The organism is Rubrobacter marinus (assembly GCF_011492965.1).
GTDB classification, from domain to species: Bacteria; Actinomycetota; Rubrobacteria; order Rubrobacterales; family Rubrobacteraceae; genus Rubrobacter_F; species Rubrobacter_F marinus.
In genome coordinates this window covers 831,192-842,592 of record NZ_CP045121.1, presented here as the reverse complement: position 1 = coordinate 842,592, position 11,401 = coordinate 831,192, and the positions used below count along the sequence as shown (strand labels likewise).

12 protein-coding genes and 1 tRNA gene are annotated in these 11,401 nt (G+C 64.3%); 4 read left to right on the top strand and 9 right to left on the bottom strand.

What is annotated here, in order from left to right:
• Nucleotides 1-88 precede the first annotated feature (88 nt).
• From GBA65_RS04215 to GBA65_RS04190, 6 genes are all read right to left on the bottom strand, one after another.
• Nucleotides 89-1,297, bottom strand: coding sequence for an ATP-dependent nuclease (locus GBA65_RS04215; RefSeq protein ID WP_228281870.1), 1,209 nt, complete (start codon nt 1,295-1,297; stop codon nt 89-91).
• A 782-nt stretch (nt 1,298-2,079) separates the two neighbouring features.
• A complete protein-coding gene (locus tag GBA65_RS04210; protein ID WP_166395518.1) occupies nt 2,080-3,726 on the bottom strand; it encodes a VanW family protein in 1,647 nt (548 codons plus the stop codon).
• A 175-nt stretch (nt 3,727-3,901) separates the two neighbouring features.
• The gene (locus tag GBA65_RS04205) at nt 3,902-4,228 is read right to left on the bottom strand and encodes a hypothetical protein (protein WP_166395517.1); all 327 of its coding nucleotides are present in this window, start codon (nt 4,226-4,228) and stop codon (nt 3,902-3,904) included.
• 78 nt (nt 4,229-4,306) lie between these two features.
• Nucleotides 4,307-4,603, bottom strand: a complete 297-nt coding sequence (locus tag GBA65_RS04200) for a hypothetical protein (protein WP_166395516.1) — start codon at nt 4,601-4,603, stop codon at nt 4,307-4,309.
• 103 nt (nt 4,604-4,706) lie between these two features.
• Nucleotides 4,707-4,778 (bottom strand) — tRNA-Ala (locus GBA65_RS04195).
• A gap of 51 nt (nt 4,779-4,829) precedes the next feature.
• The gene (locus GBA65_RS04190) at nt 4,830-5,630 is read right to left on the bottom strand and encodes a DUF5343 domain-containing protein (RefSeq protein WP_166395515.1); all 801 of its coding nucleotides are present in this window, start codon (nt 5,628-5,630) and stop codon (nt 4,830-4,832) included.
• A gap of 230 nt (nt 5,631-5,860) precedes the next feature.
• Between GBA65_RS04190 and GBA65_RS04185 the strand changes: the two genes are divergently transcribed.
• The 4 genes from GBA65_RS04185 to GBA65_RS04170 all read left to right on the top strand — a co-directional run bounded on the left by GBA65_RS04185 (nt 5,861) and on the right by GBA65_RS04170 (nt 7,229).
• The gene (locus GBA65_RS04185) at nt 5,861-6,052 is read left to right on the top strand and encodes a hypothetical protein (RefSeq protein ID WP_166395514.1); all 192 of its coding nucleotides are present in this window, start codon (nt 5,861-5,863) and stop codon (nt 6,050-6,052) included.
• 38 nt (nt 6,053-6,090) lie between these two features.
• Nucleotides 6,091-6,261, top strand: a complete 171-nt coding sequence (locus GBA65_RS04180; RefSeq protein ID WP_166395513.1) for a hypothetical protein — start codon at nt 6,091-6,093, stop codon at nt 6,259-6,261.
• Nucleotide 6,262: 1 nt separating this feature from the next.
• The gene (locus GBA65_RS04175) at nt 6,263-6,457 is read left to right on the top strand and encodes a hypothetical protein (RefSeq protein WP_166395512.1); all 195 of its coding nucleotides are present in this window, start codon (nt 6,263-6,265) and stop codon (nt 6,455-6,457) included.
• A 283-nt stretch (nt 6,458-6,740) separates the two neighbouring features.
• Complete coding sequence (locus GBA65_RS04170; protein ID WP_166395511.1) at nt 6,741-7,229, top strand: hypothetical protein; 489 nt, start codon at nt 6,741-6,743, stop codon at nt 7,227-7,229.
• Between the two features lie 76 nt (nt 7,230-7,305).
• Here the strand turns inward: GBA65_RS04170 and gabT are convergent, their stop codons facing one another.
• From gabT to speB, 3 genes are all read right to left on the bottom strand, one after another.
• Nucleotides 7,306-8,694 (bottom strand): 4-aminobutyrate--2-oxoglutarate transaminase, encoded by a 1,389-nt coding sequence (gabT, locus tag GBA65_RS04165; protein ID WP_166395510.1) that lies wholly within the window; start codon nt 8,692-8,694, stop codon nt 7,306-7,308.
• 21 nt (nt 8,695-8,715) lie between these two features.
• Nucleotides 8,716-10,185 carry an NAD-dependent succinate-semialdehyde dehydrogenase gene (locus GBA65_RS04160; RefSeq protein WP_166395509.1) on the bottom strand — a complete coding sequence of 490 codons (1,470 nt, stop codon included), beginning with the start codon at nt 10,183-10,185 and terminating at the stop codon, nt 8,716-8,718.
• A gap of 199 nt (nt 10,186-10,384) precedes the next feature.
• Entirely contained in the window at nt 10,385-11,338 is a 954-nt protein-coding gene (speB, locus tag GBA65_RS04155) for an agmatinase (protein WP_207956132.1), read from the bottom strand.
• Nucleotides 11,339-11,401: the final 63 nt, after the last annotated feature.

The following is an 11,401-nucleotide window of genomic DNA, read 5'->3' as shown; positions in this document are numbered from 1 at the left end:
GGGAAGGTGCGTAGGCACCTCCCCCCTTCCTCCTTGAAGCCACCTATTAGTGGTTCATACTTCCTCGTTGTTGCTACATGTACCCAGCCTACGACTCCAATAAGTAATCGTGTACTTCTGTCACGAACTCAGCAAGATCGGAATCGTCAGGCAGGTCAATGTCGCCCAAAAGTTCTAGTGCTCGTACAATCCAATGATTCTTGCTCATCCTTTCCAAGCCATACGGTACCATCCACGATTCCAGCTCCCCAACTGGGACCATAAAGACACCTCGCATCTTACAAAACTCGTTCACAAGATCGAAGTAGCGAGTTCCCTCTTCCGACAACGCCTCCCTCCCTTCCTGCTTAAAGCGAGTCCACAAGCTGGAGTCTTTAACCGCAGCCTTGACGTTTCGCTTAAGGTCGTTAAGCGCCTTTGCCTCTGTCTCTTCCGTATTAACAGAGGGCTTGTTAGCAAGCTTGTCCAGTTGAGCGCGGAGTTGCTTCAACTGCTCAGTGACAGGATGGCTCTCGATCTCATTCTTGATGCACTTCTGGGCGTCGAGCACCTCAGACGTATCGTCATCAGTCGCTGCTCCCAGCAGGCTTCGTAATTCACTCTGTTCCTTTAGGATGTCAAAATCCGGCACTGCAGCGACTTCTACACCCATCCTCTTGTACGGTCCGACCACCTTGTACAAAGTTTGTTTGTTATGCGCGTGGGTGTAGTGGATTTCGTCTCCCGGCCGCTTCATCCGCGCGACGCGTTGGTAGAAAGCACTGTCGCTATCGGCCTCTACAACAACAACGCCTTTGTAGAACAAGCCGTCCAAGACGCGAGTCGAACTCAAAAGGGGATGGTTGGTAATCTCCTTAACCTCTTCCGAACCGAGCCTGTTCACTCGCATACCACCGACGCCGCGAGACAACCTGATCAAGTCCACATCCGTGGTCCTGCTCAGAATGCCTCTAAGCAGATCGACACTGTGGGTTGCAACGATCAGCTGCCTTTGATTGTTAGTCTGCTCCGCAATTATCGCTCCCAGTTGGAAGGCTTGTGGAGGATGCAAAAAGGCTTCCGGCTCGTCGAGGAGTAACACAGGTTTGGAGCCCACCAGCAACGACAAAGCGGTTGTAACGAAGCTTCGCATGCCGTCTCCCTGCTCCTCCAATTTGTCGAAGGCCCCGAGCAACGGCCGCGCATCGCGCGGATCGTCACTGACCCCCGCAAAATTCTTGCCAACCCGCAAGCACAGGGTCGACAGATTTGAGTAATCGAGCTTGATGCGCGTCTCCTTAAAAGCGCGCTCCACCATTACGCTCAACTTCTCCTCCGCGTCCTTACCTGCATCGTAGAAAGCCCGTAGCAAGTTATGCGCGCCAGCGTTAGGATCGCCGCTCGGCCCCTCCCTAGTTAGGAGTAAACGCGACTCTGTAGTAAGTCTGGTTACGAAATAGTTTCCGAAGTACTGAGCAAAGGCAGTGTGGCCATGCTGATCCCAACCGTCTAGAGTTCCCTGTACGAACTGTTCATAAGCAGCCTTCCAACCAGCAGGGGAGCCAGCGTGCAGAGCCCACTGGGCCAAGCCGGACATGTCCGCGTCCAGAGTCCGAAGGGTTACCTGTCCGGTAGACGGATCGAAGTGGGGCTCAATGTTGTATGCTTCGTGTAGTTGAGCGGGATTAGGGGGACGAGTGTACTTCGCCTCTCTAACTACGACAGTATCTGGGGTCTGACTAGTGCACAATTGTTTCACGTCGCGAAGTAGTCTGCTCTTACCAGAGTTGTTTGGCCCAACAACTACAGTAAGCTTGCCGGGTTTGAAAGTGAAACCGGTTTCAAGGGTCAGTGCTTCCAAACTGTATCGGTACATGCAGTATAAGTCCTCTTTAAAGATTCAACTAGCTGTTTCCTGAGACCAGCCTCTGACTGACAAGGGAGTCTCGCGGCGCCCTTGGTTGGGCGGCTCAGGCCGATCCTGTAACACCTCGTTTCAATGCTTTCGTCGCCTTGCTATTCGGACTTTTAGAAGGCTAGTCGGCTGTCGCTATGCTGCACTTTGCTGCAGCATTCCCTAACTAAGAAGTTCCGGCCACTTTACTGCTTAACGGGCGGGACGTAGACGTCGGGCGGTGGGATGGTCTTGCCCTTCTCGTCCACGAGGGGGTCGTAGGTGTCCTTGTGGAGGAGGCCGTCGTAGATCACCTCTCCGTCCTTGGTCACCTTCTGGTAGGTGTTCCACTTCGAGCGGTCCGCTTCCATGTACGTCGGCCTGGAGCTCATCTCGACCTGCGTGTCGCTCGGCTTGCCGTAGACCTCGGCGTAGATGAAGCCGTCGTCGGCGACGTACTCGCGGATGAGCACGTACCCGTCGGAGGTGTTCTCGAACTTCATGTCCAGCGGGACGCCGTTCTCGTCGCCGAACCACACCGTGGCGTCGAGGCCGGGCCTTATGTACGGGAGCTGCGAGATGTGCGGGTGGCGCTCGGTGACGTCGAGCCCCGCGTAGTTGACGGCCATGTACAGGGTCGAGGTGACCTGGCAGAGCCCGCCGCCGTCGGCCTTGGTCTCCTTGCCGTCGATGATTACCTTCGTGGCGTTGTAGTCGAGCCCGGAGATGTTCTCGTTCATCGAAAAGGTCTCGCCGGGCGCCACGAACCTGCCGTTCACGGCGTTGGAGGCAATCTCCAGGTTCTCCTTGCGCTGCCCGTCGTCCTCGACGATCGAGTAGTCGGTGCGGTACCGGCTCAAGAGCTCGGTCGGCTTGAGCTCCTCGGCCCGGGCGGTCGTGAGCTCGGGCTCGTCGGTGACGACGGGGACCTCGTACTCGCGCCTGCCCTCGAAGAGCCCGGCCTCGAGGTCCGCGAAGAGCGTCTCCTCGTCGACCGCCCTCCCGGTCTGGCTCTCGGTCACGACGATCTGGTCGCCGTTCAGCTCGTAGCCCGCCTCGCGCGGCTCGACGGTCAGCGCCTCTACGGGCTCCGAGGCGGCCTCGCGGAGGCTCTCCCGGTCGAGGGTCACGGAGATCTCCGCGCCCTCCGGCGCGAAGTCGAGCGCCCCGCCGATCTCGGCGGGCGTCAGGGTCCAGGCCTCTTCCCCGGCGGTGAGCGAGACGTCCCCGGACATCACCTCCCGGGCCGTCTCCGCGGCCGCCTCGGCGGCGGGCGTGCCGATCGTCGGCTCGATGGTACCGGCGACCATCTCGGCCTCCCCGCTGGCCCCCTCGACGGCGGCCCGGACGTTCTGGGCGGTGGCCGGAACGTCCAGCCCGTAGCCCTCCTGCGACTCCTCGACCACGACCTCGGTCCCCTCCACGGCGACGGTCGCCTCGCGGGGCTGCTGGTCGACCCGCTGCGCCACGGCCTCGGCCGAGGCGTCGACGCGCTCGGGGTCGTAGGTCACCTCGGGTGGGATCTCGGCGGAGCCGTAAGCGGCCTGCAGCCGGCTCGTCAGACGCTCGAAGACGTTGCCGCCGCGCCCGACCTCGTAGGCCCGATCCACGGTGGCGGGGACGTCATAGGAGACGCCGAGCTCGGGGGCGCTGAGCGCGAGGTCCCCCGGCCCGTTCAGCCGGATGCGGTCGCCGTTCTCGGCGATCCGCTCCTCGACCATCGCCTCGGCCTCGCCGGCGGTCCTGCCGCCGACGTCCACGCCCGCGACGGAGACGCCGTTGTAGATCCTGCCGGAGTTGCTCCAGTAGTCCAGGGCGACGGCCCCGGCGAGCACGGCGCAGAGGAGGGCCACGATGATGGGTATCCTACGCCGTCCCCTCGAAGATCCGCGAGGTAACCCCCCGCCGGGGACGGTCTTTCTAGAAGATTTGTAGGTTTCCAATCGTCCCCCCACACGTGGATTGCCCGCCAAGTCTATCCCATAAATCTTGTGGTTAAAGACTCCTGTTGGAGAAGAAAGGCGCCCCCTAACGCGGCTCGCGCAAGGTGCGGACGAAGTCCTCGACCGTGTAGAGGTACTCGGTGACGCCCGGGTTGGGCTTGGGGCTGACGGAGACGAGGTCGAAGTTCTCGAGCACCCGGATCAGATCCTCCGTCGAAGGCCGCACCGCACCCCATCCCTCACCCGGGATCCTGGCGCGCCAGTGCATGTAGAACTCCTCCGCCTCCGCGGCCCCGCGGAACACGCAGACCACCTCCCCCTCGTCCGCGCTATAAGAGAGGTAGCCGGGCACGTTCCCCTCCATCCTCCCGAGCAACACGTAACCCTCGTCCCCCTGCAAATACTCGAACACGAACCAGACCAGCCTTTCTCGAACCGCAGAAGCACGACGAGCATACATCATTGCTTATGAGCCCCGCGAAGCAGTAGATCAGGCGAGTCGCAAATCGAAGAGGTAGCGGCAGACGGAGTTGGAATGTGGGGTGCTCCCGATGTGCCTATCCGCGTAGGCTTCGTACAGGTCGGTGGTGAAGCGCCTGGAAGAGAAGACGACGTAGACCTTGAACGCGGCGGCGAAGACCATATCCGAGAGCGGTAGCCGGGGACGGCCCATGACCTGCTCGGGTTCGGGAACGCCCTTGCAAAGATCGGCTAAGAGGACCGAAAAGCGCGCCTTTTCCTCGCTCTGCGCTGCGTTGTAGGCGGTCCAATCCCGGCTCTCTATCATAGAGTAAGTATACGTGATCTGTCACGCATAACAACGAAGAAAAAGTATAGTTTTGCAGGAAATATTGCGGGGGACGGGCGGGAATGATGTACAATGAAACAAGAGGCCTCGGCCGGATTCGAACCGGCATAAAACTCTGTGCGAGAGAGTACCTAGCCATTCGTGTCACGGGGCCTTGGGGAGACGGGGCGGTTTCTACTTGGCAGTGGGCCGCCCCGTCGATCTCTTAGTACGATTCCAACTCCAGCTGGTCGTCTTCCGGCATCACCTCCCCATCGAGTACCTCTTCCGGTTCCTCGATCTCCACCGCTAGATCGACGGTGGCGACCATCGCCCGTACCCACAGGTCCCGCCGCCTCTTCGTCCATCTCCCGCCCTTCGGGAGTTGCTGGATCAGCACGGTAATGGGGCGGTAATCCGGCGTACCGCTTTCGGCTTCCCGGCGCGGTAGCTCCTCATCGGCGGGAGTCGGATCGGGCGGCGTGCTGGCCTTCTTGGGCTGCGGGTTCTTCTGCGCCCGCTGCTGACCCGAGGATCGGCGCGGCGGCTGCCGACGGCGGGTGCCCTGCTGCTGGGTCATCTGAAGGGCCTCGCGGTTCTCTTCGGGTATCAGGCCCGCTTCGTCGCAGAGGCTCAGGAACAGCTTCACCATCCTTTGCCGTTGGCCCGAAGGCTCATACCACCGGAAAGCGTCGTTGACGGCGGTGAGATCGTCTTGAGCAGGATCGACGATGGTGAAGATCGTGTGGTAGGCGCTGCGAACGATCTCCGCTAAGGTGGCGGGGTACTCGGCGGTGTTGGCCCGTTGCACCCGCTTGAAGGCGTCCGTCACGCCCCCCTCTTCGTCGATCAGCCCGAGAATCTTGAGCGCCTGAAGCGTGCGCGGCGCGTTGCCTTCCGAGACACCGACCTGCTGCAGAGCCTTGTTGTTCATGGGGAGCGGCAGGCCGCGCTCCCGGTAGCGCCTTACCACCGTCAAGACCCCCGACGCCGGGGCGTACGGCATACGCTGATTCGCCTCTTCCATGCCCGTCATCCTCTCTGTTCGTCCACGTGTGCAGAGCTTACATGGTCCATGTGCCGTGCGCAAGGCGTAGACGGACATTTTCTTGTGAAGGCACGGCAGAAGCTGGTCGTACGACGGCACATGAACGGCGGGACGCGGCACACACGGACGAGCGGACACCTCGACCAGCGAAAAAAGTTGTTTTTTGCAGGCAAAAATGAGAGACTATTCGCGACGAAAGGAGAGTTGCGATGGAAGCCGAGCAAGCTACGTTGGACATACGGCGCGTCAAGAACGGCTGGGCCGCCCTTGGCAGAGGCTGGGCAGTCCACGGTGACACCGCTGAAGAGGCCGAAAGAAAGTACCGAGAGGCTGTAAGGAAGCACGCCGAAATGGAGGCGCGGCCCTCGCTAAAGGCCATCGAGGGGACGTCGGGGGATTAGACGTTGTGATGCCCGACCGCTCACGATAAGATTGCTACATGAGCGAGGAGAAGAACCCGGCGGCGGTGGAACTCGGCAGGCGAGGCGGCAAGAAGGGCGGTCCCGCCCGCGCCGCGAAGATGACGCCCGAAGAGAGGTCGGAGTCGGCGCGCAGGGCGGCTAAGGCTCGGTGGGAGAAGAAACGCCAGCAGGAAGAAGAGTCCTCGTAAGATGCCAAGGACGCCCAAGAGGGAGAAGAGGCGGGCGAACCTGAACTGCAACAACTGCGGGCATCAGTTCGTGGCCCCGGCGTGGCATGCGGAGATCGTTCTGTCCGACGTTCCCGGTCCGGTTGGCTGGGTGCCCGAAGCCGACACCGGCGCGACGAGCCCCAACTGCGGCTCTAGGGCGGTCGGGGTGCGTTAGAATTACGGTTAGGCAAGGCGCGATCTGGCGAGTCGAGTTATGGTGAGTCACGGCGCGGCTGGAACGGTAGGGCGGGGGGCCTTCCCCGCCCTTTTCCGTGCCCCGAACACCTACCGGGACTTTTGGTGCAGAACCGCCGCCTGCACCAAAAGTACGTCCTTAGAGCGACTTTAGGTGCAAGGCCCCTGCCCATGTTTATAATTCATCATATATGTGTATACTGCATATAGCAGTTAGAAGTCGGCAAGGAGTTGCAATGAACGGTATTTATGACGCTAATCGTATGATCCAGGCTCTGGCGGGTGAGACCGCGGAGTCCTATCGGCAGCTCGGCGAGCAGACGATAGGCTACCAGGAGAGGAACCTGGGGTTCTTCCAGCGCTTCTTCGAGGTGGGCGTGCAGGAGGCCAGGCGTCAGACCGAGGCGAACCTTGCGCTGGCGCAGGAGCTTTTCGAGCAGGCCGAGGAGCAGCGCGAGGTGTTGCAGCGGCTTACGGAGGGCGCGATGCGCGCTTACTGGGGGCTCGTGCTCTCGCCGGTGCGGTCCGTCGGTGGTGCCGGCAACGTAGCGGCGCGTGAGGCGGTCGCGGCGCCGGTGGACGTACCTTTCCCGATTCCGGGCTACGCCCGGCTCTCGAGCGCGCAGGTTATAGAGAAGCTGGACGGGCTCTCGCTGGACGAGCTCAAGAAGGTTCGGGCCTACGAGATGGAGCACAAGAACCGCAAGGGGCTTCTGGCGCAGATCGAGCAGAGGATCCAGAGCGACCGGTAAACCAGACCGGGTCTAACGAGGGAGGGCCGGGGTTTTCGCCCCGGCCCTCCTTCTCCGTTCTCGGGTTTGGTCTGCCTCAGGTGGTGCCGACGCCGCGCTTCTCCTGGCGGGGGCCTTCGGCGGTCTCCTCGGAGGCGGTCATGGCGCGGTCGAGGATGGCGAGGCCCTCCTCGAGCTCCTCGTCGGAGATGACGAGGGGCATGAGGGTCCGGATGACGTTCCCGTACTGACCCGCGGTCATGAGCATGAGGCCCTCCTTGAGGGCGTTCTCGACCACCTTGGCGGTGCGGGCCTTGTCGGGCTTCCTACTCTCGCGGTCGGAGACGAGCTCCATCGCGTTCATGGCGCCAAGGCCGCGGACGTCGCCGACGGTCTCGTGCCTGCCCCTAATCTCCTCCATCGCGGCGGTGACGCGCTCGCCGAGCTTCTCGGCCTTTCCGAGGAGGTTCTCCTCCTCGAAGGTCTCGAGGACGCCGAGGGCGGCCGAGACGGCGAGCGGGTTGCCGCCGAAGGTCGTGCCGAGGCCGCCGGGGTGGACGGCGTCCATGATCTCGGCCTTCCCGGTCACGCCGCCCAGGGGCAGGCCGCCGGCCATGCTCTTGGCGGTCGTCACGATGTCCGGGATGACGCCGGGGGAGTGCTCGATGGCGAACATCTTGCCCGTGCGGCCGAAGCCGGACTGGACCTCGTCCACGATCAGGACGATGCCGTGCTCGTCGCAGAGCTCGCGCAGGCGCCTGAGGTAGAAGTCCGGGAACGGGATAAAGCCGCCCTCGCCGCTGATCGGCTCGACGACTATCGCGGCGAGGTTCTTCGGGTCGACGAGGCCGATAAACGCCCGGTCTACGAAGTCCAGGCAGGTGCCGCGGCAGCCGCCGGAGCAGTCCTGGTAGGCCGGGCAGCGGTAGGCGTAGGGGGCGGGGACCCGGTAGATCTCCGGGGCGAACGGCCCGAAGCCCTTCTTGTAAGGGTCGATCTTGCTCGTCATCGACGCCGTCAGGAGGGTGCGCCCGTGGAAGGCGTTCTCGAAGACGAGGACGGCGTCGCGCCCCGTGTAGTGGCGAGCGGTCTTGACGGCGTTCTCCACCGCCTCGGCCCCCGAGTTGACGAACATCGAGCGCTTCTCCCCGTCGCCGGGGACGAGGGCGTTGAGCTTCTCGGCGAGCTCGACGTAGGGCTCGTAGGCGTTCACCGCGAAGCATGTGTGCGTGAGCGCTTCGGCCTGCGCCTTGACCCTTTCTATGACGCGCGGGGACGTGTGGCCGACGTTCATCACGCCGATGCCGCCCGCGAAGTCGATAAACGTGTTCCCGTCGACGTCCGTCAGGAGGGCGCCGTGCGCCTCCTCGACGAAGATCGGGGTCCCGCTCAGGACGCCCGCCGAGACCGCGCCCCTTCGCCGCTCCATCAGGGCCCTGCTCCTGGGCCCGGGTATCTCCGTCTTTATCCTGCTCGAACCTAGCATACGCTCGTGCCTCCTAGCTCCCTAGTTTATGCCGCCCAGAGAGACGTACTTTACGTCCACGTACTCGTCTATGCCCTGCGGGCCGCCCTCGCGCCCGAAGCCCGACTCCTTCACGCCGCCGAACGGGGCCTGGGCGGTGGAGGGCATCCCGTCGTTCGCCCCGAGGATGCCGTACTCGAGGCTCTCGGCGAGGCGCATCACCCGGCCGATGTCGCGGGTGTAGTAGTAGGCGGCGAGGCCGTAGTCCGTGTCGTTCGCCCGGCCGACCACCTCCTCCTCCGTCTCGAACGGCAGGATCGCCGCTACGGGTCCGAACGTCTCCTCGTTCGCCACGAGCATCGAGTCGTCCGCGCCCGTGAGGATGGTCGGCTTGTAGAAGGTGCCGCCGCCGTTCGTGCCGGAGGCCCCGTTTGGCCTCTCGCCGCCGAGGAGGACCGTGGCGCCCTTCTCCCTCGCGTCGGCGACGTGGCGCTCGACCTTCTCGAGGGCTTTCGGCTCGATCAGGGGCCCGACCTCGACCCCCTCCTCGAACCCGTCCCCCACCTTCATCTCGCCGAGCCGGGCGGCGAGCCTCCGCGTGAACTCGTCGACGACGCCGCTCTGGACGTAGATGCGGTTCGCAGCGACGCAGGTCTGGCCCATGTTGCGCATCTTCGAGGCCACGGCGCCCTCCACCGCCGCGTCGAGGTCGGCGTCCTCGAAGACGACGAACGGGGCGTGGCCGCCGAGCTCGAGGCTGAGGCGCTTCACCGTGTCGGCGGCCTGGCGCATCAGGAGCTTGCCGACCTCCGTCGAGCCGGTGAAGGAGAGCTTGCGGACGCGGACGTCCTCCATGATCGCGGCGGTAAGGGAGGCGGGGTCCATGCCGCAGACGACGGAGAGGACGCCCGCGGGCAGCCCGGCCTCCTCGAAGATCCTCGCGAGCTCGAGCGCGGAGAGCGGGGTGAGCTCGGAGGGCTTTATGACCATCGTGCAGCCGGCCGCGAGCGCGGGGCCGAGCTTGCGCGTGATCATGGCGCTCGGGAAGTTCCACGGCGTGATCGCCGCCGTCACCCCGACCGGGCGCTTGAGGACCATGATGCGCTTGCCGGGGAAGGCGGCCGGGATCGTCTGCCCGTAGATCCGTCGCCCCTCCTCGGCGAACCACTCCAGGAACGAGGCGGCGTAGCCGATCTCGCCCCTCGACTCGGCCAGGGGCTTCCCCTGCTCCAGCGTCATCACGCGCGCGAGGTGCTCCTTGCGCTCGTGCATCATGGCGACGGCCCCGCGCAGGATGCCGGCGCGGTACTGGGCGGTGGTCTTCCCCCACTCCTCCTGGGCGGCCGCCGCGGCGTCTATGGCCTTCTGCATCTCCTCGCGTCCGCCGTCGGGCAGGGTGGCGATGGCCTCGCCGGTGGCGGGGTTCAGGACGTCGAAGGTCTCGCCGTTCGAGGCCTCCCCGACCCACTCGCCGCCCACGAAGAGCTTCTCAGCAAGGTTCGTCTCGATCATCTCTCCTCCAAACCCTCGATCCCCAAGCTTCTCTGGGGATTGTACGCCGCCCCGGCCTCCGAAGGACACGTCAGCGGGCTCACCACGACGAAGACGACGGCACTCGTCAGCGTCCCCCCGCGACCGGGGCGTTCGCCAGGAGCCCGTAGACGAACACCAGCGCCCCACCGCGACGGCGACCGCGGCGTGGTCGAGCGCGCTACCGGGCGTCCCTCTTCCTCACCGCGACGAGCGACAGCATCTCGTAGGCGACGTTGGCGGCCAGCAGCGAGGTCACCCCTCCCGGCCCGTCGTACGTGGGGTAGACCTCGACGACGTCGCCCCCGACGAGGTCCACGCCCGAGAGCTCGCGCAAGAACACCTGCGCCTCCCGGCTCGTGAAGCCGCCGACCTCGGGCGTCCCGGTGCCGGGGGCGTAGGCCGGGTCGACGAAGTCCACGTCGAACGAGACGTAGACCGGCCCGTCCCCGGCGCGCTCCCTTATGCGGGAGACCGTCTCTGGTACCCCGAGCTCTCGTACCCCGTCGGTGGTGACGAGGTCGAAGCCGAGGTCGCGGGAGGCTTCGAGGTCGCCGGGCTCGTAGAGCGAGCCGCGCATCCCGACCTGGATGGAGCGCGCGGGGTCGAGGAGGCCCTCCTCGACGGCGCGGCGGAAGACGGTGCCGTGGTTGTACTTTTTGCCGAAGTAGGCGTCCCAGGTGTCGGCGTGGGAGTCGAACTGCACGAGCGCCACGGGGCCGTGGACCGCCGCGGCGGCGCGGAGCTCCGGGAGGGCGATGGAGTGGTCGCCGCCCAGCACCACGGGCACGACGCCCGCCTCGTGGATCGGGGCGAGCCCGGCCTCGATGCTCCCGTAGCTCTCCTCGATAAAGCCCGGGACCACGGGGACGTCGCCGTAGTCGATGACGGAGAGGTGCTCGAAGATCTGGAGCCCCTGCGAGGGGTTGTAGGGCCGGAGGAGGTGCGAGAGGCTCCGGATGCCCTCGGGGCCGAAGCGGGCCCCCACCCGGAAGCTCGCGCCGGTATCGAACGGCGCGCCGACGATCGCGGCGTCGGCGTTGGCGAGGTCCCCGTTGTTCGGGAGGCGCATGAAGGTGCGCACGCCGCTGAAGCGCGGGGTCTCGAAGGAGTCGGCGGGTTCGTACCTGGTCAATCATTCTCCTCTCTCGGGGCAGCCGGAGGGCCGGCGGCGTCTGCGCCGGTCAGTGTACGGGTT